At 65.1% G+C, this 21,659-nt stretch carries 23 protein-coding genes, 1 tRNA gene and 1 pseudogene; 17 read left to right on the top strand and 8 right to left on the bottom strand.

The features are described 5' to 3' along the window. Nucleotides 1-34: 34 nt before the first annotated feature. The 4 genes from ACFV4K_RS24825 to ACFV4K_RS24810 form a co-directional block, all read right to left on the bottom strand. Nucleotides 35-436 (bottom strand): hypothetical protein, encoded by a 402-nt coding sequence (locus tag ACFV4K_RS24825; protein ID WP_357099926.1) that lies wholly within the window; start codon nt 434-436, stop codon nt 35-37. A 155-nt stretch (nt 437-591) separates the two neighbouring features. Continuing rightward, nucleotides 592-1,272 carry a low molecular weight phosphatase family protein gene (locus ACFV4K_RS24820; protein WP_379278069.1) on the bottom strand — a complete coding sequence of 227 codons (681 nt, stop codon included), beginning with the start codon at nt 1,270-1,272 and terminating at the stop codon, nt 592-594. A gap of 194 nt (nt 1,273-1,466) precedes the next feature. Next, nucleotides 1,467-1,979, bottom strand: a complete 513-nt coding sequence (locus ACFV4K_RS24815) for a monooxygenase family protein (RefSeq protein WP_379278067.1) — start codon at nt 1,977-1,979, stop codon at nt 1,467-1,469. A gap of 86 nt (nt 1,980-2,065) precedes the next feature. Beyond that, on the bottom strand, nt 2,066-2,554 hold the full coding sequence (locus tag ACFV4K_RS24810; protein ID WP_379278065.1) for a hypothetical protein: 489 nt from the start codon (nt 2,552-2,554) through the stop codon (nt 2,066-2,068). Between the two features lie 58 nt (nt 2,555-2,612). On the opposite strand from ACFV4K_RS24810, the gene ACFV4K_RS24805 reads away from it, so the two are divergent. Further along, nucleotides 2,613-3,548, top strand: coding sequence for an NAD-dependent epimerase/dehydratase family protein (locus ACFV4K_RS24805; RefSeq protein WP_379278063.1), 936 nt, complete (start codon nt 2,613-2,615; stop codon nt 3,546-3,548). Between the two features lie 46 nt (nt 3,549-3,594). Further along, nucleotides 3,595-4,356, top strand: coding sequence for a ferritin-like domain-containing protein (locus ACFV4K_RS24800; RefSeq protein ID WP_379278062.1), 762 nt, complete (start codon nt 3,595-3,597; stop codon nt 4,354-4,356). A gap of 536 nt (nt 4,357-4,892) precedes the next feature. Here the strand turns inward: ACFV4K_RS24800 and ACFV4K_RS24795 are convergent. Then, nucleotides 4,893-6,293 carry a hypothetical protein gene (locus ACFV4K_RS24795; RefSeq protein ID WP_379278060.1) on the bottom strand — a complete coding sequence of 467 codons (1,401 nt, stop codon included), beginning with the start codon at nt 6,291-6,293 and terminating at the stop codon, nt 4,893-4,895. A gap of 172 nt (nt 6,294-6,465) precedes the next feature. After that, nucleotides 6,466-6,933, bottom strand: a complete 468-nt coding sequence (locus ACFV4K_RS24790) for a DUF6881 domain-containing protein (RefSeq protein ID WP_379278059.1) — start codon at nt 6,931-6,933, stop codon at nt 6,466-6,468. A 928-nt stretch (nt 6,934-7,861) separates the two neighbouring features. Between ACFV4K_RS24790 and ACFV4K_RS24785 the strand changes: the two genes are divergently transcribed. The 4 genes from ACFV4K_RS24785 to ACFV4K_RS24770 are packed head-to-tail and all read left to right on the top strand — an operon-like array spanning nt 7,862 to nt 9,859. Next, a complete protein-coding gene (locus ACFV4K_RS24785) occupies nt 7,862-8,221 on the top strand; it encodes a hypothetical protein (RefSeq protein ID WP_379278057.1) in 360 nt (119 codons plus the stop codon). Then, nucleotides 8,214-8,528 (top strand): hypothetical protein, encoded by a 315-nt coding sequence (locus ACFV4K_RS24780; protein WP_379278056.1) that lies wholly within the window; start codon nt 8,214-8,216, stop codon nt 8,526-8,528. The genes ACFV4K_RS24785 and ACFV4K_RS24780 overlap by 8 nt, the downstream gene beginning before the upstream one ends. 9 nt (nt 8,529-8,537) lie before the next feature. Next, a complete protein-coding gene (locus ACFV4K_RS24775) occupies nt 8,538-9,380 on the top strand; it encodes a hypothetical protein (protein WP_379278055.1) in 843 nt (280 codons plus the stop codon). Next, nucleotides 9,377-9,859, top strand: coding sequence for a hypothetical protein (locus ACFV4K_RS24770; protein WP_379278054.1), 483 nt, complete (start codon nt 9,377-9,379; stop codon nt 9,857-9,859). The genes ACFV4K_RS24775 and ACFV4K_RS24770 overlap by 4 nt, the downstream gene beginning before the upstream one ends. 335 nt (nt 9,860-10,194) lie before the next feature. On the opposite strand, the gene ACFV4K_RS24765 is transcribed toward ACFV4K_RS24770, so the two are convergent. Beyond that, complete coding sequence (locus ACFV4K_RS24765) at nt 10,195-10,824, bottom strand: hypothetical protein (protein ID WP_379278053.1); 630 nt, start codon at nt 10,822-10,824, stop codon at nt 10,195-10,197. A gap of 637 nt (nt 10,825-11,461) precedes the next feature. On the opposite strand from ACFV4K_RS24765, the gene ACFV4K_RS24760 reads away from it, so the two are divergent. The 5 genes from ACFV4K_RS24760 (at nt 11,462) to ACFV4K_RS24740 (ending at nt 15,047) form a co-directional block, all read left to right on the top strand. Beyond that, nucleotides 11,462-11,935 carry a hypothetical protein gene (locus tag ACFV4K_RS24760; RefSeq protein ID WP_379278052.1) on the top strand — a complete coding sequence of 158 codons (474 nt, stop codon included), beginning with the start codon at nt 11,462-11,464 and terminating at the stop codon, nt 11,933-11,935. Next, nucleotides 11,932-12,306 carry a helix-turn-helix domain-containing protein gene (locus ACFV4K_RS24755; protein ID WP_379278051.1) on the top strand — a complete coding sequence of 125 codons (375 nt, stop codon included), beginning with the start codon at nt 11,932-11,934 and terminating at the stop codon, nt 12,304-12,306. The genes ACFV4K_RS24760 and ACFV4K_RS24755 overlap by 4 nt, the downstream gene beginning before the upstream one ends. Nucleotides 12,307-12,476: 170 nt before the next feature. Next, entirely contained in the window at nt 12,477-13,214 is a 738-nt protein-coding gene (locus tag ACFV4K_RS24750) for a hypothetical protein (RefSeq protein WP_379278050.1), read from the top strand. Next, a complete protein-coding gene (locus ACFV4K_RS24745) occupies nt 13,214-13,636 on the top strand; it encodes a helix-turn-helix domain-containing protein (protein ID WP_379278049.1) in 423 nt (140 codons plus the stop codon). The genes ACFV4K_RS24750 and ACFV4K_RS24745 overlap by 1 nt, the downstream gene beginning before the upstream one ends. A 202-nt stretch (nt 13,637-13,838) precedes the next feature. After that, nucleotides 13,839-15,047: a tyrosine-type recombinase/integrase gene (locus ACFV4K_RS24740; RefSeq protein ID WP_379278048.1), complete on the top strand. Its 1,209-nt coding sequence runs from the start codon at nt 13,839-13,841 to the stop codon at nt 15,045-15,047. Nucleotides 15,048-15,090: 43 nt separating this feature from the next. Here ACFV4K_RS24740 and ACFV4K_RS24735 read toward each other — a convergent pair. Further along, a tRNA-Leu gene (locus ACFV4K_RS24735) sits at nt 15,091-15,174 on the bottom strand. Nucleotides 15,175-15,396: 222 nt separating this feature from the next. Between ACFV4K_RS24735 and ACFV4K_RS24730 the strand changes: the two genes are divergently transcribed. The 6 genes and pseudogenes from ACFV4K_RS24730 (at nt 15,397) to ACFV4K_RS24705 (ending at nt 21,603) form a co-directional block, all read left to right on the top strand. Beyond that, nucleotides 15,397-16,020, top strand: coding sequence for an ANTAR domain-containing response regulator (locus tag ACFV4K_RS24730; protein ID WP_357097904.1), 624 nt, complete (start codon nt 15,397-15,399; stop codon nt 16,018-16,020). Nucleotides 16,021-16,291: 271 nt separating this feature from the next. Further along, on the top strand, nt 16,292-17,482 hold the full coding sequence (locus ACFV4K_RS24725) for a branched-chain amino acid ABC transporter substrate-binding protein (protein WP_379278073.1): 1,191 nt from the start codon (nt 16,292-16,294) through the stop codon (nt 17,480-17,482). Nucleotides 17,483-17,561: 79 nt separating this feature from the next. After that, nucleotides 17,562-18,602: a branched-chain amino acid ABC transporter permease gene (locus tag ACFV4K_RS24720; protein WP_379278047.1), complete on the top strand. Its 1,041-nt coding sequence runs from the start codon at nt 17,562-17,564 to the stop codon at nt 18,600-18,602. Beyond that, nucleotides 18,599-19,831, top strand: a complete 1,233-nt coding sequence (locus ACFV4K_RS24715) for a branched-chain amino acid ABC transporter permease (RefSeq protein WP_379278046.1) — start codon at nt 18,599-18,601, stop codon at nt 19,829-19,831. Before ACFV4K_RS24720 ends, ACFV4K_RS24715 begins: the two co-directional genes overlap by 4 nt. Nucleotides 19,832-19,866: 35 nt before the next feature. Beyond that, nucleotides 19,867-20,754, top strand: a pseudogene (locus ACFV4K_RS24710) (ABC transporter ATP-binding protein); the annotation flags it as partial. 153 nt (nt 20,755-20,907) lie between these two features. Next, nucleotides 20,908-21,603 carry an ABC transporter ATP-binding protein gene (locus tag ACFV4K_RS24705; protein ID WP_379278071.1) on the top strand — a complete coding sequence of 232 codons (696 nt, stop codon included), beginning with the start codon at nt 20,908-20,910 and terminating at the stop codon, nt 21,601-21,603. Nucleotides 21,604-21,659 lie beyond the last annotated feature (56 nt).

The following is a 21,659-nucleotide window of genomic DNA, read 5'->3' as shown; positions in this document are numbered from 1 at the left end:
CCCCTCGGGGTGCGGCCCGTTGTCACGTCCGGGGCTAGATCAGTTCCCGATTCTCTTCGAGGTCGAAGTTCTCGCGCTGCAGGGCGTGCACGATGTAGGGGATCGGCTCGCCCGCGGAGAGCTCCAGCAGCAGCCGTTGCTCCAGTTTGGCGATACCCGCCTTGGTGAGCTGGCGGGCTTCCCCGACGAGGCTGAGCGCGATCTCGTAGGTGCGGCGCTCGCCCGGCTCGGCGGCGGGATGATCCAGCCGCCACTGGGTTTCGAGCACCGTGTGGGCGGGATCGTCGCACTCCACCGGGAGGGTGAAGCGCCAGGCGAAGATGTCTCGATCGGCGACGTATTCGTCGACCACCCGGCACACCGTCTCGGTGACGCGGCGCAGGGTGTGGGGTGTCACGTAAACATGGAGCGAAACATCCGAAATGCGCTTCGGCATGTCCTTGGTCCTGTTCTTGTGTCGAACCACCGGCAGTGGCGTTCGGCGGAACGGATAAGTGTTCCGCGCGAGAGTGTAATCCCTTACCGGACCATCGCGGCAGCAAGGTCTATTGACACACGAACTCCGACCGGCCGGTTTGCCGGGTTCGCCTGCTATCCGGCGGATTCCGCCGCGCGGCGGGCCGGGCGCGGTGATTGCGCTGCCGTTCGGAGAGATTCGGGGCGTCTGCCCGCTTCGCCGCGTCCGCCGTCTATCAGCAGCAGCGGCGGCTGCCCGTCGGCGGCGCTGCGCGGACGCAGCGTGGCCTGCGGATGCTGATGCGCGTGCATCGCCAGCAGCAGCGGCACCAGCGCCTCGGCGATCTTGTCGCCGACATCGCAATACTGCTGCGGGGACAGGCCGACCGGGTCGGAGATGTTCTCGCGGCCGACATAGGCCAGGTCGTCGCGCGCGGCGTGCAGGCCGACCACGGTGCGCGCACCGCTGACCTTCGCGATCCGGTACGCCTCGAGCAGGGTGAAGGTGCGGGGAAGCGCGGCGGGCACGAGTTCGCGGACCTGGTCGCGGATCTTCTCGGTCATGGTGAGCACCAGGTCGGCGCGGTGCACCATCTCGGCCTTGAGCCGCCGGGCCTTGAAATTCGAGGCGTCACCGCCGAGGCCGGTAATCGTCTGTGCGGCCAAGGGTTCCACGGGGAAGCCCACCAGGGCGCGCACGCCGGCGCTCTCGGCGGTGAGCTCTTGTAGTCCGTGGTCGGCGGCCACCGCCAAGGTGAGGCGTTCGGCGATGACGGATCGGCAAACATTTCCGCTGCAGACGAACAGGACGTGCATGCGGACAACCTATGCCCGCCGTTGTCGGTTCGAAACAGTTCCGTGACCGAATCACACGTTTCAACCGCATTGTTCATGCGGTCGCCGGATGTCGCTCACCTGTTGTCGGCGGGCGTTTACCGGAGTGTCCGGCGGGCCAACGGCATCGCGGACGATCATGCCTTTTCGCGCACGCCGAATCAATAGCTCGACGATTATTCGTCGGTCGTGCCGTACAACGTGGATTCCGTTACCACGGGCGCGATTTCGGACGCGGCGCCGCGTGTGCGCCCGCGGGTGGAGAACAGTCGCCCGCGGGCCGGGACGATCGGCGCGAATCGCGCCAGTCCGGTGTCCGCGGACATGTCGTCGTACACGGAATCGATTCCGCCCCCGGCGAAATAGGCCTCGTGCCAGAATCCGGTCCCGCCGGAGTCCCGCAGGAACCGCTGCCACCAGTCCCGATGCGGTTCCGACCGCGTCCACCGTTCCAGGCTCTCCAGGTCCCGCCAGTACTGTCGCGCGCCCCAGTGCGGCGGGAACAGCGACCACACCACGTCCTCGTGGGACAGCAGCCCGTCGGGCCGATCGTGATGCGATTTGTACAGCCGCGGCCCCAGGCCCAGCAGCCGCAGCATCCCGCGCGGCCTGCGCACGCGCATGCCGAGCAGGATGACGACCAGGTCCGGATAGTCGGCCAGGTCGGCGGTCATTCTCTTCACCGGCATTCGTGACCTCCGCACGGTTGGCTGCTCTGTGCGGGTCTACGTGGCTTCCGTGCCCGCGGTTCGAAACGCGGTCCTGTGAGTCGAGTCTACGACGTACTCAACCGCAACACGGCCGAGCTGCCCTGGACAGCAACTATCTTCACGGTCAGGCCATTCAGGAAAATGGTCCCGCCGACCCCGGTGGATCCGCTCACCGGCAGCCCGAACACCGTGGTGGACGCCGTGGTCGACAGCGCGCTGATCTCCCCGATCCGCACACTACCGCCGATCCGCGAATATCCGGGGACCGGAATGGTCGTCGGCCCATCGATCCGAATTTCGCAATTACCTTTCGAACAGGCTCCCAGATCGGTCCCATTCGCCGCCGCGGGTAATCCGCCCGAGGCTTTCGTGGTGTCCTTCGCGGAATTCGTGGTCGTGGAATTCTGTCGCACGCTCGTCATCCCCGTCTGTGTCGTCTCGGGCATCGCGTGCCCGTCCGTCTCCGATCCGCATCCCCCGATGAGCCCCGCGATCATCACGCCCACGGCGAGGCCCCACCCGCCTCTCGCCATCGAGGTCTTCGGGATTCGCATACGGCCTCCATACTGCTTCCGGAACAACGGCCCACCGATCATGCGCCATGATGACCGAGTGCGTGTACTGGTTACCGGAGCGAATGGATATCTCGGCCGCGCCGTCGTCGTGGCCCTGTCCGCCGCGGGCCACGAACCCGTCGCCATGATCCGCGCGGCCGCCCCGCCGATCCCCGGCGCCGCCGAGGTCCGCACCGCCGATCTGCTCGACGAACCCGCCCTCGCCCGTGCTCTGCGCGACGCCGACTCGGTCTGCCATCTCGCCGGCCTGACCCGCGCCCGCGAGTCCCTGTCCGAGCCGCTGCGCTACTTCCGCGGCAACACCACCGCGACCCTCACGCTGCTCGAGGCCATGTCCGCCGCCGGCGTCCCCCGGCTCGTCTTCGCGTCGACCGCCGCGATCTATGGGACCCCCGACCGTCAGCCGATGGCCGAAGACCTCCCGGACGCCCCACCGCACCCGTATGCCCGCAGCAAGCTGGCCGCCGAACTGGCCATCGAAGGCGCTGCCCAGGCCGGTGATCTGGCGGCGGTGATCCTCCGCCTGTCCAATATCGCCGGCGGCGCCGACCCCGATCCGACCCGCCTGATCCCGCGCACACTGGCTGCGGCATCGGGGAATTCACCCCTGGCGGTGAATGGTGACGGCACCGCCGTCCGCGACTACCTGCACGTCGACGATGCCGCCCACGCTGTCGCGGCAGCCGTCGACCACCTGCCGGCCCCCGGCGCGGTCGCCCGCTACATCATCGGCAGCGGTCGCGGCACCAGCATCCTCGAGGTGGTCGCCTCGGTGGAACGGGTGACCGGTCGTCGGGTCGCGCTCGACCACCGGCCCCCGGCCCCGGAACCGCCGGCCCTGGTCGTCGACCCATCCAAGGCAATCGCCGAAATGGACTGGAAACCAACTCATTCCACCATCGAGGCGATTATCCGCGATACGGCCACAGAATCTCCACACGGTGTCCGCCGGGACCGCACATCCGGTTCCTAGTGTCGGTGTGCGAACGGCCCGAGCATTTGGAGAATGGAGGGTTCGCATGCGCGACTCGGATGAATTCACCCGGTGGACTACGGAATTCGAGGCCAAGGCCCGCGCCCGGGCCCGGACCGGCGACCCGGACTGGAGCGCCGGCGCGACCCTGCATCCCGCCCTCGTGCGCAGTATCCAGCGTTTTCAGGTGGGGGAGTCGGGTGACGGGGCGCATCTCATCGCCAAGGCCGACGCCGCCGGGGATCCGGTTTACGCTGCGGCGGTTCGGCTGTTCGTCGCCGAGGAGGCGAACCACGCACGGCTGCTGCTGAATCTCCTGCATGCCGCCGGGGAACAGCCGATCTCGCGTCATTGGACCGACGCGGTCTTCGTCGTCTTGCGCCGCGGCCTGGGCTTGCGATTGGAACTCATGGTGCTGTCGATCGCCGAGGTCATCGCCATCCCTTATTACTCGGCGCTCCGCGACGGCGCCTGCGACCCGCTCGCCACCCGCACCGCCGCCCTCATCCTGGCCGACGAGCAACGCCACATTCCGTTCCACGCGCAGCGTCTGCGCCTCGCCTTCGCTGCCACACCGCCCGGGTTGCGTCCCCTCGTCCGCGCTGTCTGGCGGGGAATCCTGCACGTCGCGATCGCGGTGGTGCTGGTCGATCACGGCCGGGCATTACGTCGATTGGGCTGCACCCGAAGAGAATTCGCCCGCACCGCACGCGCCCTGTTCGGCCCGATCTGTGCGACCGCCCTACCGCGGCCGGACCGCGAGCAGCCGTCGGCGAATCCACGAAGCGCGGGGGAAGCGATTGGGTGACCGATCTCCGGATCCGGGATCTCCCATGGTGCCGAGTGTGGGAATCGAACCCACACGCCCTTCCGGGCAACGGTTTTTGAGGTTGACCTTCTCGATGTTTGGGAATTTGGGGTGAGAGCTGAGAACGCACGAATGGGCCTTCTGACCGGCCAAATCGTGCGTTGGTGTGTGTCGAGGCCGTTGGTGGGGTTGAGGGCTGTTGCGTACCGACCACGTACCGGTGGGTTGGGCCTGCGAGGGCGTGAGGTGGCGACCCTGGAGACTCAGTTCAGGTCACGCGACCGTCACTGATCCCGGAATGCGGTTTGCCCGCTGACCTGTGATCCTCTCACGCTCATCGGCAGAAGCGGACGTCGTGCGCGGCACCGGGTCCCCGCCGCCGGCGCCCCGCGCTGGCCGGTTCGGTCAGCGCGGTATGCGGCAGAATAGTGCGTCTTCGCCCTGTCGATTCTGACCCGGTATCGACAGTGCCCGGGGCCGAGAATCGTACCCAGCGTGGTCGTTCCGATACAGCGTTGTTGATGTCGCTCGCCTGCTCAGCGGGTGAGGCTCCACAACCGAATTGCCCCTTCAAACAAGTCGGAAGTGGCGAGCGTCGTGCCATCGGGGCTGAACGCCAGCGCCTGTGCCGGCGTGGCGATGGAGCGAGTGAGGATGCCGGTGGCGGTGTGCCAGAGGTGGACGCCGGTGGTGTCGGAAGAAGTGGCGAGTATGGTGCTGTCGGGGTGGAACGCCATCGTTCTGCCTGCGGGAGCAGGTATCTCGCGGATCACCGCGTCGGTGATGGTCGAGTGCAGCCGTAGCCGCCCGCCTGCGCGGACGGCCCGGACGGAGCCGTCCGGTGCGGTCGCCAAGCGCCCGGAATGTCCACCGGGCAGTTCGTCGAGCGTCCCGTCGGGCCGGAAGGTCACGCTCCGCGGCCACCTCCCGGACAGGTTCTGCACGTACCGCTGCGCGCCTGAGGCCGCGTCCCACACAACGGCCTGCACCGAACCCGACACGCAACCGCCCCACGCTGCGAGCGCTGTACCGTCCGGGCTGAACACGATCCCCCACACATGGATCGGATTCGGGTGGTCGCCGACCTTGATCTCCTGCTGGGGCTGCTCGGCATCGAGGATCCTGGTCAGGTCGTGTTGTGCGGACTGGTCACCCTCGGTGGAGAGCGAACGCAGCTGGCTGATGGCGGCGTTGCGCTGGTTTTGCATCATCAGTAATGCCGCCCGGGTGCGGTGGTACGTCTTCACCTCGGCAGAGGCGAGGACATCGATGGCAGCTGCCCGGAACTCGCCTCGCCACCACCCCCGTGACTCATGCACCAGCCGTTCGTGTAGCCAGTCGGAGCGTCCGATGTCGGCGAGCAGCGCGGCCGCGTCGTCGAGCCTGGGCTCGAACGAATGCCACCACAGCAGCACGATCCAGGACAGTTGCAGTCTCGCGTCGACGTCACCTGCGGCCACCTTTCGGCGCAGTGCGTCGAGGTACTCCCGCCGCACACCGGCCCGACCGCTGTTCCGGTCGATCAGGCCGCGTGCATCCAACCAGCTCGCCATCTGCCTTCGATCGAGCGAATCCGGTGGGGCCTGGGCCAGCACCGCCATAGCTTGCTCGGGGTGCCCCAGTCCTGCCAGCAGCCGGGCCAGGCGTTGCTGGGCGCCGGGGACCCCGAGCGTCGCCAGCGGCCGCAGCACATCGACACCCTCCGGGATGTGTCGATGCCGAACGAGCCAGTCTGAGTATGCTCGCCGCGCGAATTGGTCGCCGACGGCCATCCGGTCCCGCAATTCGTCGAGGCGGTCGGCTCGAGACAACCAGATCGCCAGCTGCCTGGCCGCATGCATATCACCGGTATCCGCGCACGCGCGCAGCTCGTCGATGCGTCCCGCGCGTGCCAGCCGCTTGGCAGTCTGAAAGGGATTGCGGCCGTCGGTTTGCACGCCGACCATTGTGCCGCGCAAGGCAAATCGCAGGAGGCGAATAACAGGCCCCACGGAGAGGGCCTGCGACGAAGGTCCCGAACCAGAAGCCAATCGAGAGGCGACTGCCGGCTCCACTCCACGCTGACCAAATCGGTCAGCTCGGTATGCGGCAAAGCGGATATTCGGCTGATTACCAGCCTCCGATGGTCAGCCACTCCGTTTGGAACTCGACGGGTGTGATCTCCTCCGCCGACAGGTGCGGCAGGTCGGAGATCTCCATCGCCGAGGGCATGCGGCCGAACAACCGAGTGAACTCGGTCCGACCCGAGACCGCGGCCAGGCCCGCACCACCGTCGCGGAACAGTTCGATCCGCCGCCACTCAGGATCTCGCTGAACGACACAGCGATATGGTCGAACTCGGAGTAGTGCACGACCTTCAGGTAGCGCATCTCCTTCGGTCCGGCCTCGTATGTGCCACGTGAGACGCGAATCCTCTGGCCACGGTCGCACGCGGCGGCGACGCCATTGTTGCTGGATTTCCGGCCGCCACGCGGGTCCGGCTCGCGTCGCCGGTAGGCCACTAGCGCGAAGGTGAGTTCTTCCAGCTCGTCTCGGTACAGGTCTCGGATGTGGTCGGGCACGGTCGTGATCGACCATCCGATCTTGGGGTGTTGAGCGAGGTGAGCCCGAGTTCTTGGCCGAGGGCGGGGTATCGCTCGTTGTGCCAGCGACCTTGGCGGCTGGTGTCCTTGATGTCGCGGCGAACCGGTTCAGGGGAAATTCGGTAGAGTGCGCGCGCGGCCCCTGGAATCGGGAGAGGCGGCCCGTACAATTCGGCGCGCACCAGGCCCCCGGTCGCGGCCGTCAGCCTTCGTGCCGGACCGGATCGACTCGGGCGCAACCATTCACGCTGGACGCCACTGCCGCGCCAGCGCTGGGGCGTCTCATTCCGGATGGGAGACAACATATCGGCTCGTCCGCCTTGCAACACATGGGGATCCGATGCGGGCCGAACGCGGGACCGGCAGCACCTCAACAAGATCGCAGTGGAGGTCGTCGCCGCCTTCGGACCGCTCGGTTGCCGAAAGTGAAGCGCGACGGGCGACTTCGCCATCCACCACCGTTCCAGCCGAATTGCCCGCCAACTGGGCAGCTGATACGTTACCCAAGTCGGTGATCTGGCATGTCAGGGGGGGTGTTTCTCACCGCTATGGTGATTCACTATACGAACTTTGGGAATTTTAGCGACGACTGGGAAGACGATCCAGCGTATGCGCCACCACCGCGGCGAACGCCTCAACCAGCACCGAGAACTGCCGCTCCCGCCGCCCCTGCGCAGAAGTCCACCGGGCCGTCATCGTCGTTTGTGTCGATTGAAGTGGATCACGGTCTGCTGCCATCGCGGCTTCACTTCGCCAGCAACTGGCACTATCAAGTGTAGGCGAACGAGGTCGGGCGGGTACTCCTCAAGGCGTATCAGGGCGGAGTAGCTCGACACATCGATCGCCTGCACGAAGCGGCCGGCGGCACGTTAGGCCCAGACTACCCGCACGCTCATTTCCTCTCCGGTCGACAGCAGACGATCATGCTTCTCGAGACCGATAGCTGGGACCACTACTGTCAAACGCAGGACGAGCTGTTTGACGTTGGGAAGTACCGAGTGCAGGGCCAGGCCACGGTCAACGATGAACCGGTCACGACGATCTCCGGCGACCGACAGGCGATTCGTTCCATCCGAGTGTGGTCACAGTGGTGGGGATGCGCGGACCCGTCTGCACTCGAGGCCGAAATCCTCACCTGCGCGGACCAGATCCGTGTCATGCAGCCGAAGTTTCACGCACGACGAGACTGGTCGCGATACTCCGACAAAGAACTCTCCGACATGAAACGGCAACATCGCCGCGAACTTTTGGAACTTGTAGGTAGGGGGTACAGAAATGACTGACAAGCATGACAGGGTGGAAGTCGTACTAGGCGATCTGGGCATAGCACGAAACCACTGGACTCAGGCCAGCACCCGCCTTTTCAATGCCCGGCTTATCGCGCAGAACGACGTGAGCCTACAGGAAAGCGAGATGGGCCTCTTCATGGACTTCTATAACCATTACAAGGACGTTCCACAGTACGCCATCGACCGACTTAGCGAAGGCATAGTGGCATGTGACACGATCGACGCGATCCTGAAGGCGGGCAAGAACGTGTATGAGCAAGAAGAACAAGACAACGTTCACGCATTCAAAAATTTGTATTAGGGCGTCGAAATGGCGGATACGCGGCAGAACCTAGTAAATTACATCAGAATAATAGAAGGCAAAGAGATCGATCTGTTTGGCCTGATCGCTGATGTAGACCGGGATTTCAGAGTGCTTCAAGTTGCGGCAGCTGCATCCGGTGCCGTCGACGGGTCGTCCTTCTCAAAAGTGCATTGGCTGAACCAGAGGCAAGACGAAATTACCGGCGCACTCCATAAAGCCATATATGGAAACCCGGAGAACAACGATCCTGGAATCCAGCAGTTCATTGCGGGGATGGAGTTGCCGGTGAGGTTAATCGATATTGCAGGCAAGTGGAAGGACATCTCGAATAATGCAATAGAAGCCGGAGCTCAGTGTACTGCAGCGGACTTGAGGAGCAGCTGGGCGGGGCGCGGTCAGGACAACTACCAGAATATGCGGCTCAGTCAGCAGACGCCGGCGTTCAATTCGATGGCCACCTTCGCCAATGGGGTTGCAACCGAGCTCCAAAACGTCCTTAAAGTCGTTGTCGGATTCTACGACAAGTTACAGCAGGCTATCGTCAAGCTGGTTAAGATTATCAAAGACTTTACATTGGCCGAATTTGACGCAAATCCAATTAAGGCATGGGTTAATTCTGCCGTTGAAGTTGCCGGTACGATAGTTGATGTCCTGGGTACAATCGTCAACGCTCTGGCGAATACTGAGATATCCCAGCAAAACATAGTCAAGGCAACGCAAGCGCAGGTTGGCTTCCCGGATAATAAATGGCCTAGTCCATCGAAGGATTCGGCCGGGAATTTTACGTTTACGGATTTTTCTTTCCAGGACGAAAACAACGACACTTACCAATGGAAAATGGTGCCATGAGTCGCAGGGTAGCCGTACTTCTGATCCCGCTGATAATGGCTTTGGCGAGCTGCGGATCCTCCAGCGATAACCCCACATCTGGACCGTCGCAGTACAACCGCGGGAAACTCTGTGGCGAGTTCGCTGAATTCTATAAGAGCGTACTCGCCATTGATGTCGAGTACCCCAGCCAGAAGGATTTCGACAAACCCGTGAGCCGAGCGAGCGCCTGCATTCCAAGTCGCTCCAGCGGGGGGACAGCGGGCCATCTGGATATGACGCGTTCCCTCGAGGACGGCACCGACGAACCGAACGATCGTGCCTACGAGCCACAGACGGGGTTCAATGAAAAAGTTTGGATGGCACCGGGGAGCAGGTTCCGCGTTCAGGATGGGCGCTGGGTCGGAAGCATGGAATTTTTCAACGCAGAGCTGAACAATGACCAGACCCGGAAAGCTATCGAATTCTTGATCCGCGTGACGCGCGAGGTCAAAGGCTGACGCAAGATACACGAAAAGGCCCCTCTCCCGCTCGGAGGGGCGACGAGGTAGCCCGTATGCGGTGAGGTGGTCGGCTGCGAGTGGCAGAACCGACTGCTCTTCGTCGATCTTCCGTGCTCAGTGGCCTGGTTCGGATCGATTCGCACCGCCAACTCATGGTCCCCTTCATGTGCGACATTCGGCTAGTTAGACACTTGCTGTCAGGATCGGGTCCCGGCCAGGATTTGATCCAGGTGCCCGGTGGGATGCTCCCAATATTCGGCTGCCCACCGTCTGGTTTGGTGTGCCATTACAGCGCGTGTCGGCCCAGGTGATTCGATGAGGCTATTCGCAGCTCAGCTGATCTCGAACGGGTTATTGCAGTTGCCGCAGTAGATCGGCCCGGCATCATAGGCCGTGCGTGAGACACGATTCTTGCGACCGCAGTCGCAAGCGGCAGCGATGCCGTTGTTGCTGGACTTCCGGCCGCCGTGCGGGTCGGGTTCCCGTCGCCGGTAGGCCACCAGCGCGAAGGCGAGTTCGTCCAGCTCGTCTTGGTACAGGTCTCGGGTGTCGTCGGGCACCGTGGTCACCGACCACCCGATCTTCGGGTGCTGGGAGAGGGTGAGCCCAAGTTCTTCGCCGAGAGCGCGGTATCGCTCGTTGTGCCAGCGGCCCTGGCGGCTGGTTTCCTTGATGTCGCGGACGATCGCGACGCCGTGCGCGGCTTCGTGTAAGAGGGTGCCGAGCACATCGAGTGGGCCACGCTGGAGTCCTTCGCCGCCGACGAACAGTTCGTGGAGTTCGTATTCGCCGCGAATCCAGCGGTTGGGGGCGAAGTGGCCGAGGGTGAGTTTCCCGCCGGCCGATCCGGCTCCCACGGTCAGCACCACGTCGGGCACGTCCGGGTGTAGGTGGCGGATCTTCGCCCAGGTGCTCTCGAGAGCGGAGACGAGCAGGCTGGTGATGGTGTCGGAGTCGGTCATGATCGCCGAAAGTCCTTTCGGGACTTTGACACGTACGTGTCAACCGGCACGAAACCGACCAGCGGGTCAGGTGGGTGGAAACCCTCCACCTGCCGGGTGGACAATTCTGTCCACCAGCCCGGTGTTGCATCTGCAACACCTGCGGATCTCGAGTCTGGATTGACACGTACGTGTCCAGGAGTGGATTCCCCTCTGGGACACCGGATCTGGTCTGGGGGTGCGCCGTGTCCCTGGGGGGCAGGCCCTGCGCCTGCCCTCATCGCCTGCCCAGGGCCGTAGAGGCTCGCGATTCCAGGGAGACGCGCCGACCGAATTTCCCTCGCTGAACCGGACCGTGAGCACCCGGTCGGCCACGGGGAAATTCGGTCGATCGGAGGCGCGGCCCCTGGAATCGGGAGAGACGGCCCGTACAATTCGGCGCGCCCCCAGACCCCCGCTGCGCGGCCGTCAGTCGTCGCGCCGGGCCGGACCGACTCGGGCACAACCGTTCATGCCGGACGCCACCACCGCGCCAGCGCTCCGGACGCCACCACGCACACCACCGCCACGCACGCACCCATTACCCAACGCACCCCGGCACCTAACCGTCACATACGGGACTGCAACTTGTACTCCGAACATCCGGCTGGCGGTCGTCATGGGCGGCCTGCGGCTCAGTAACACTGGTCTGGCCAAGCGGATGCGTGATGCAAGTCAGCTCGACGGCGGCAAGCCGCTGGCGACCTCGCACACCAATATCGCGAAATACGTTGCAGGCCAGCACACCCCGACGCCCCGGGCGTGTCAGGTGATGTTGAACGTGATGGGGCAGCTTGCGAATCACCGGTTCGCCCCGGCGGATATCGGCTATCCGGATGTGCGCTTGGACTCCGATCCCGCTGTCTCGGATCTGTCGGGGATCTACTTCCCGTCCCGGTTCACCTTCGCCGGGGTCTGCATCTGGTGCCATCGGCGGGGCTGCAACTGCCAGCTGTGCCGGGACCGGCATCGCGGCGCGGAGTGGGCGATCTGCTCGCTGTGCGACGGCGCGGCGATCGAATGCACCTGCATCTTTGGCATGGTCGCCATCACGGCGTCGTTGGTGACCACGATCGAGGAGGCGATCCGATGACCACGGTCGAATCCACCGCCGGCACTTGGACGCCGAACCTGCGGCTCGCGTCGGTCATGAGCGAGTTGGGACTGTCGAACAAGGGCTTCGCCCGATTGATGTGTCAGGTCAGCCGCCAGGACGGAGGGGCCCCGGTCTCACCGGGCGGGAGCTCGCTCGCGCGGTACAAGTCCGGGGAGCATCAGCCGTCGGCGCGGACGCTGCAAGTCATGGTCAAGGTGCTCGAACAGATCACCGGTCGCCGTTTCACCACTGGGGATCTCGGGTACTCGGATGAGGATCTGATGCTGACCGCGATCGTGCACAGCCCGCATTCGCTGTCGGGCATATTCTTCCCGGCGCGGCTGACCTTTGCCGGGGTCTGCATCTGATGCCAGCAGCGCGGCTGCACCACCCCCGGATGCATCGAAGAGCACCTCGCGTCACGTTGGCTGGTGTGTCCGATCTGCGACGGCACCGCGATCGGGTGCGAGTGCACCTTCGGCATGATCCTGGCCGGGCCCGCGGCGGGTACCAAGCCGGATCTGAAGGTGGTGACCCGATGAAGGACGTACCGGGAATCCGCTTGCAGGGCTACGACACCCGCTGGCACGAGTGGCTATCCCAGATGTACGGGGTGCCGGTGGCACTGATCGGCCGCATGACCGCGATGCGCAGCGAACGGCTGTACCGGATGGTGCGGCGCTGGTACGTGACCGAATGGTGCAATGTCGGCCGGATCGACTACGAGACGCCGGGTTCGTGGCGGCGTTCGTTCTTCGACGCGCCCGATGCCGAACCCAATGGTCCGCTGTGGGTGTGGCCGACGAGGGAAGCCTCCTGGGGCATGCTGGATTTCGATCCCGGCGAATGGGAGCCCAAGGCCACCACGGCGGCGCATCTGACGGCGATTGCGCACCTGCGCTACGTGCTGACCGGTCTGGAAACCGATCCGGATGTCTGGACCAGTGAGCGGATCTTGCGGCGCCGGATCGAGCCGGGCTTCCACATCCATGACGGCTGGCTTCTGGACGAGGACGACTACGACAAGATCTGGGGCATCGAGGTCGAACTGTCACGCAAGTTCGGCAGCGGCCGGTTGGCGAAGAACATCGCCGCCGCCCTGGAATCGGCCGCCCATCACAACCTGGCGGGCGTGCAGTACTTCGTACGCGGGGAGGAACTGCGGCGCGCGGTGGCGCGGTCGGCGAACTACCTCGCCCGCGAACAGGGCCTGGATCTGTCCAACCTCCACATCCATGATCTGGATGCGACCCTGGCACGAAGGGAGGAAGCCTGATGCCTATCAACCTCCGACTCCGGGAGGCCCTCATGCAAGCGCACCTGACCCCGGAGACTGCCGCCGCCGCAATCCAGGTTGATCCGAAAACCGTGGAGCGGTGGATCAATACGGGTCGCACACCGTACCCGCGTCACCGCTACGCCGTGTCCGCGCTGGTCGGGGTGTCGGAATCGGACCTGTGGCCCGAGGTGGGGACGCTGAAGCCCTTGCGGTTCAGCTTCGCCGGGATCTGTATCTGGTGCGACCGCCCCGGCTGCACCGACACCGAATGCATCCTCCGGCACGAGGCCGCGCGCTGGGAAATCTGCCCACTGTGCGGCGGCGCGCCCTGGACCGGACCCGGCGGCACCTGCTCGTGTCTCAATGGCCTCGTGCAGGCGATCATGACCAAGTTCATGCTGCCCAAGGCGGTGGCCTGATGGATCAAGACCGTTACCTTCAGGCCAAAGACTGCGAAGCGCTGACCGGTATCCCCGCAGCCACATGGCGATACTGGGCGCACATCGGTTCCGGCCCAGCGAGTTTTAAGCTCGGCCGCCGCCGGGTCTGGCGCGAAAGCGTCATACGGGCCTGGATTGACGAGCAGGAAGCCGCGACCGCCAGCGACCGAGCAGTCTGATCATGACCGCTCGGCGGAATCCTCGGGCGGGTGTCGAAGATCGGTGGTACAAGACCGTCTCCGAGATCGACCCCGCCACGGGGGAGAGGAAGCGCAGAAAGGTCCGGTCGGAGAAGTTCGGCCGGGGCAAGCGCTGGCAAGCGCGCTATGTGGACCCGAACGGCGTCGAACGGTCACGGTCGTTCGTGACCAAGAACGAGGCGCAGCGGTTCATTGACAGTGACGTGATCACCAAGGTGGTCACGGGTACCTGGGTAGACCCTGACCGGAGCGGTGTCCTGTTCTCGGTCGTCGCCGAAAAGTGGTTCAGTACCAAGAAGATCCGCAAGCCGAAGACCATTGCGGGGTACCGGTCCCTCCTGGACACGACGGTCCTACCTCGCTGGGAATCGATTCCGTTGCGAGACATTGAATTCGAAGATATCCAAGAATGGGTCGTGGATCTGTCGCACCAGGGCAGCACGCGATTCGAGGGGCGCGGGCTCTCGGCTTCTCGGGTCGTGCAGTCCTATCAGGTCTTCAATCAGGTACTGCGGTTCGCGGTCAAGGCCAAGCGCCTGGCGGTGAATCCGGCCGAGGATATCGACCTGCCGACAGTGGCCAGTGCCGAGCGGCGCTATCTGACCCACCTTGAGGTGATGCGGTTGGCGCTGGCGGTTGGGCGATTCCGGCCGTTGGTGTTCACCCTGGCCTATACGGGCATCCGATTCGGAGAGGCTATTGCTCTGCGTGTCCGGGCGGTTGATCTCGACACCAAGCGAATCACCGTGTCCCGGTCAGCGACTGCGGTCACGGGAAGGGGCATCGTCGAAACCGGGACCAAGACCCATGGGACTCGGGACGTACCGATTCCGGCGACCCTGGCCAAGGAACTCCGGCCACTGCTCAAAGATCGCGATCCTGACGCACTTGTGTTCCCCAGCCACCGGGGTGGCTACCTGACCTCCACGGAGTTCCGCTGGGTGTTCAACCCGGCCGTCCGGGAGGTCGGCCTGAAGGGTCTTGTCCCGCATGGCCTCCGTCATACGGCAGCCTCCCTGGCCATCAGGGCGGACGCGAACATCAAGGTTGTCCAGCGGATGCTAGGACACAAGTCCGCTGTCCTAACCCTTGACCTCTATGGCCACCTGTTCGACGACGACCTCGACGCCGTCGCCGAGCGGATGGATGCCGGAGCGCAACAAGCTGCGGGCCAGCTGCGGGCCGGATGAAACAGAACGGCGGGCATGATCACCGATCATGCCCGCCATCTCGTGCCGAGTGTGGGAATCGAACCCACACGCCCTTCCGGGCAACGGTTTTTGAGACCGTCGCGTCTGCCAATTCCGCCAACTCGGCGCACCGAAGGGAAATGATAGCGGGTACTGGTACAAACCAACTAATCGAGGGGGTCGGCGGACTACAGGGTTGTGATACTGGTCGGTTTGCGCTGGGTACGTGGGTTGTAGGGCCGGGTGAACGGTACTCTTTGGGAGACTCGGGTGCGTGCTGGTCCTGTGAGGGTGGCGCAAGACGAGGTGGCATCGGGTATCGGATTTCGGAAGCGACAGGGGTTCATCTATGGGAACGACAGCAGGGGGCGGTTCGAAGAAGGACGCTGCGGCGTCCGCCCCCAAGCGGGTGGTGGTTGCCGAGGACGAAGCGCTCATCCGGATGGACCTGGTGGAGATGCTCTCCGAGGAGGGCTATCACGTGGTGGGTGAGGCGGGCGACGGCCAGCAGGCCGTGGACCTCGCCGTGGAGCTGCGGCCGGATCTGGTGATCATGGACGTGAAGATGCCGCGCCGGGACGGCATCGACGCGGCGGCCGAGATCGCGTCGAAACGCGTTGCGCCGGTGGTCATCCTGACCGCCTTCAGTCAGCGCGACCTGGTCGAACGGGCACGCGACGCGGGGGCGATGGCGTACCTGGTGAAGCCGTTCACCAAGTCGGATCTGGTGCCGGCCATCGAATTGGCCGCATCGCGATTCCATGAGATCGCCGCGCTCGAGAGCGAGGTCGCGAACCTCACCGACCGGCTCGAGACGCGCAAGCTGGTGGAGCGTGCCAAGGGTGTGCTCATGCAGACCCAGGGGCTATCCGAGCCGCAGGCGTTCAAGTGGATTCAGCGCACCGCCATGGATCGTCGCACCACTATGAAGGCGGTCGCGGAAGTGGTGCTGGAGAACCTCGCACCGAAGTAAGTCGCATTTGCCGGGCCGTCGCCCTGTTGTTGCCACTAATGCACTGAGGAAATTTACAGTGCGGTAACAACAGGGCCTTCCACTTTAGTTGCGATGTCACATGAATGATTCGAATGTGATGCGGACCTAACGTGGCCCGACTATGTTTCTGTGCGGGCCGATCGATGGGGCGGCCCTCCTCGGTCACCCCGGGGGCGCACAGAACATGAGGTGAATCGTGCTTGGTTCAATGACGCGCACGTCGACCCTGCGGCACAGTCGCACGGTCAAGATGCTTGTCGTCGGGGCCGCGGCCGTACTCGCATTGGGCAGTGCCGGCTGCAGTAGCAAATCGACGGACAATTCGGGCGGAGGCGGGTCGAATCTGACCATTTCGCCCCTGGTGCAGGTGGACTCGCAGGGCAAGGAGGTCCCGGTCACGGACTCCAGCGCGGCCGCCGACCCCGCCGGTGACGGCAAGGGCAAGTGCGCCCCGCAGACCATCGCGATGGCCGGCCCGCTGACCGGCGACAACGCCAACCTCGGCCTCAACATCATCCGCGGTGTGAAGCTGGCGCTGGACCAGCACAACAAGGCCAACCCGGGCTGCCAGGTCTCGGTCAAGGAATTCGACACCGAGGGCGACCCGCAGAAGGCCACCCAGGTCATTCCGACCATCGTCAGCGACCCGTCGATCGTGGCGCTGATCGGTCCCACCTTCTCCGGTGAGACCAAGGCGACCGGCGCGATCCTCAACCAGGCCAACCTGCTGTCGCTGACGCCGTCGGCCACCAACGTCACCCTCACCACCAACGGCTGGACCAACTTCTTCCGCGGTCTGGGCAATGACGGCATCCAGGGTCCGGCGGTGGCCGGATACCTGAAGGGCACCGGCAAGTTCAAGAAGATCTGCGTCATCGCCGACGACTCCGACTACGGCACCGGCCTGGCCAAGACGGTCACCGAGGGCCTGGGTCCGATCGCCGACCCGAGCTGCGCGGCCAATGTGAAGGCCAAGCAGAAGGACTTCTCCGCGACCGTGTCGAAGATGGCCTCCGCCAAGCCGGACGGCATCTTCTACTCCGGCTACTACGCCGAGGCCGCCCCGCTGGTGAGCCAGCTGCGCGACGGCGGCGTGACCGCGACCTTCATCTCCGACGACGGCACCAAGGACGTCGAGTTCACCAAGCAGGCCGGCAGCAAGTCCAAGGACGCGCTGCTCTCCTGCCCGTGTGGTCCGGCCGGGGACAAGTTCGCCTCCGCCTACAAGGCGTTCAACAACTACGAGCCCGGCACCTACTCGACCGAGGGCTACGACCTGACCACGATCGTGCTCAAGGGCATCGAGGCCGGTAAGGTCACCCGCCCCGACCTGGTCGAATACGTGCGCGGCTACGACGGCCAGGGTCTGGCGCGTCAGTACAAGTGGGGTTCCACCGGTGAATTGGCCAACGCGTTGATCTGGATGTATCAGGTCAAGTAGCGATCACTGTTAATCGGAACAGCGTGTGCCGAAATTCGTTTCGGCACACGCTGTTTTCCACGACAGCGGAAAGTAACGAATGTCTGCACCCGCTTTGGCCGATGTGACCCTCCTCGCGAGCGGGTCCATCAAGTTCGATCTGTCCGGGGTCGCCGATCAATTCTGGCGGCTCACCGTCGAAGGGCTCACCTACGGCTCGATCTATGCCCTGGTCGCGGTCGGCTACACACTCGTCTACGGTGTGTTGCGCCTGATCAATTTCGCCCATTCGGAAGTATTCATGCTCGGCACCTTCGGCCAGTTGGTCGGATTGATGGTGTTCGGATTCGCGGCGAGCGGTGATACCTACTCCCAGGGTGTCGGACTGACCGTGGTCTACCTCGCAGCGGCCATGGTCTTCGGCATGTTGGTCTCCGGCGCGGCCGCGGTGGCGCTGGAGCGAGTCGCGTACCGGCCACTGCGCAAACGCGGCGCGAAACCGCTGATCTTCCTGATCACCGCGATCGGAATGTCGTTCGTGCTGCAGGAATTCGTGCACTACATCCTGCCCAAGCTGACCGGCAACAAGCTCGGCGGCACTAACGCGCAGCAGCCGATCCAGCTGGTGACGCCCACCGAGCAGTTCAAGTTCTTCGGCGCGTCGGTCACCAATATCGCGCTGGTGATCGTGCTGGCCGCGGTGGCGCTGGCGCTCACCACCGAATTGCTGATCAACCGGACCAAATTCGGCCGCAGCATTCGCGCGGTGGCCCAGGACCCCGACACGGCGACGCTGATGGGCGTCTCCCGGGAGCGGGTCATCATGCTGACCTTCCTGATCGGCGGTGTGCTCGCGGGCGCCGCCGCGCTGCTGTACACGCTCAAGATCCCCAACGGCATCATCTACAACGGCGGATTCATCCTGGGCATCAAGGCTTTCAGCGCCGCGGTGCTGGGCGGCATCGGCAACCTGCGCGGCGCGCTGCTGGGCGGTCTGCTGCTCGGCCTGGCCGAGGACTACGGCCAGGTGCTCTTCGGCGATCAGTGGCGTGACGTGGTCGCGTTCGTGGTGCTGGTCGCGGTGCTCATGGTCCGGCCCACCGGCATTCTCGGGGAGAGCCTGGGGAGGGCGCGCGCATGACCGACACGAAAACGACTCCCGCGCCGCACAGCTCACCCGCGGGACGGGGCGTCGGCGACGCCATCCGCACCTGGTGGGCCGGGCTCTCGCGCCCGGCGCAGTGGGCGTTCGGCATTCCCGCGGTCATCGTGCTGGCCGCGCTGCCGCTGTTCAAGCTGCCGCTGCTGGACACGCCCGGCACCAGTTTCGGCGGGGTGATGGCGCAGTTCGCCATGTACGCGCTCATCGCCATCGGCCTGAATGTGGTTGTCGGGCAGGCGGGTCTGCTCGACCTGGGCTATGTCGGCTTCTACGCGGTCGGCGCGTACTCGGTCGGCCTGCTGACCAGTCCGAACAGTCCGTGGAACCAGACCAATGGGGGCTGGCTCAATCCGCAGTGGGCGTGGCTGGCGTGCGTCCCGATCGCCATCCTGGCGACCGCGATCTCCGGTCTCATCCTGGGCACGCCGACACTGCGCCTACGCGGCGACTACTTGGCCATCGTGACCCTCGGCTTCGGTGAGATCGTCCGGCTGCTGGCCGACAATCTGCCCGAGATCACCAACGGCAGCCTCGGCCTGTCCCGCATCCAGTACCCGCACGTCGGCGAGTCCGACACTCATCCGGGCGGCTACTTCTCCTCCGGCAATCTCGGTGACGTGCACACCTGGAATGTGCTGGACCGGGCCAACTCCGGCACCTGGTGGTACTGGCTGGGCATCGTCCTGGTGGTCGCTGTGCTCATGCTGGTCGGCAATCTCGAGCGCAGCCGGGTGGGTCGCGCGTGGGTCGCCATCCGGGAGGACGAGGACGCCGCCGAGATCATGGGCGTGCCCACCTTCAAGTTCAAGCTGTGGGCGTTCATGATCGGCGCGGCCATCGGCGGCCTGTCGGGCGCGCTGTACGCGGGTCAGGTGCAGTACGTGAATCCGCAGGGGTTCAACGTCATCAACTCGATGCTGTTCCTGTGCGCGGTGGTGCTGGGCGGGCAGGGCAACAAGCTCGGCGTGATCGTCGGCGCGTTCCTGATCGTGTACCTGCCCAACCGGTTCATGGGCGTGAACGTGGGCGGGCAGTCGCTCGGTGACTACAAGTACCTCTTCTTCGGTCTCACGCTGGTAGTCGTGATGATCTTCCGGCCGCAGGGTCTGTTCCCGGCGCGGCAGAAACTGCTGACCTACGGGCGGCAGGTGTATCGGGCGGTGCGCCGGCCGGCGGTGGCCGCGCAGACGACGGGAGCTGCACAGTGACGGGGCCGGGCGACGCGCTGTTCGACAACGAGGACATGGCGGCCGGGTACGCGCGGCCCGAGGTGGAGCCCAGTGCCGGCATGCTCGACGTGACCGAGGTGCTGCCCGTCTACAAGGACCCCGAGGTGGTCGCGGAAGTCGTTGCGCCGCACCGGGACATCGAGACCGCGGTCGGCGCGCCGCTGCTGCGCACCGACGGGCTGACCATGCGGTTCGGCGGTCTCACCGCCCTCGACAATGTGAGCTTCGAGATCCGCCGCGGCGAGATCCTCGGACTCATCGGACCCAATGGCGCGGGCAAGACGACCTGCTTCAACGCCATCTCCGGGGTGTATCGCCCGTCGGACGGCACGGTCTACTTCGACGGCAAGCCGCTGACCAAGACCAAGCGCAACGAGATCACCCGGCTGGGCATCGCGCGCACCTTCCAGAACATCAGGCTCTTCGGGGAGATGACCGCGCTGGAGAACGTGGTCGTCGGCGCGGACGCCCGGCACAAGACCTCGGTCCCGGGCGCGCTCTTCCGCACCCCGCGGCACCGCGAGGAGGAGAAGGACTCGCTCGAGCGGGGCATGGCGCTGCTGGAGTACGTCGGCATCGCGCCGCATGCGGTCGAGAAGGCGCGCAACCTCTCCTACGGCGATCAGCGCCGCCTGGAGATCGCCCGCGCCCTGGCGACCGAGCCGAAACTGCTGTGCCTGGACGAGCCCGCCGCCGGGTTCAATCCGAGCGAGAAGTCCGCGCTGATGGATCTGATCCGCAAGATCCGCGACGACGGCTACACGGTGCTGCTCATCGAGCACGACATGCGATTGGTCATGGGCGTGACCGACCGCATCGTGGTGCTGGAGTTCGGCCGCAAGATCGCCGACGGGTTGCCGGAGCAGATCCGCCAGGATCCCACGGTGATCAACGCCTATCTGGGCGTGCCCGACGAGGCCGACGCCGAGTCGGCCGAGGACGCCGCCGAGGCGCGAAGCATTGCCGCCGAACCGGTTCCGGATCTCGCCGGGCGGGCGCCCGGTTCCGTCGCGCCCACCGCCTCGACCGGCGAGCCGCTGCTGAGGGTCGAGGACATGGTCGTGAACTACGGCAGAATCCAAGCGCTGCACGGCATCTCGCTGGAGGTCGGGCAGGGCGAGCTGGTCACCCTGCTGGGCGCGAACGGCGCGGGCAAGACGACCACCATGCGCGCCCTGTCGGGCCTGCTGCCGCTGACCCGCGGCCGCATCATGTTCCAGGGCCGCGACATCACCCGCATGAAGGCCCACGAACGCGTGGTGGCGGGCCTGATCCAGGCCCCCGAGGGCCGCGGCGTCTTCCCGGGCATGACGGTCCAGGAGAACCTCGACATGGGTTGCCACGCACGGCCGTTCGCGTCGAAGGCGGACTATGCGAAAACCCTGGACTGGGTCTTCGAGCTGTTCCCGCGCCTGCTGGAGCGCCGCCGCCAGGTGGGCGGCACCCTCTCCGGTGGCGAGCAGCAGATGCTGGCCATCGGCCGCGCCCTCATGGCCCGTCCGCAGCTGCTGCTGCTCGACGAGCCGTCGATGGGCCTGGCCCCCATGGTGATCCAGCAGATCTTCCGGATCATCGCCGACATCAACGCCCAGGGCACCACGGTCCTGCTGGTCGAACAGAACGCCCAGCAGGCCCTGACCCGCAGCGACCGCGCCTACATCCTGGAAACCGGCGAGGTGACCAAGACCGGCGGCGGTCGAGCCCTGCTCACCGACCCCGCCGTCAAGTCCGCCTACCTCGGCGTCGGCTGACCCGCGTCAGCTGGTCCCACCCACCCCGAAAAGCATTCGGGCCGGTCACCTTCCGG

Origin of the sequence: Nocardia sp. NPDC059764 (genome assembly GCF_042732555.1) — a bacterium.
In the GTDB taxonomy this organism is placed as follows: domain Bacteria; phylum Actinomycetota; class Actinomycetes; order Mycobacteriales; family Mycobacteriaceae; genus Nocardia.
The sequence above is the reverse complement of the archived record's forward strand: the minus strand, read 5'-3'. Positions and strand labels throughout refer to the sequence as shown.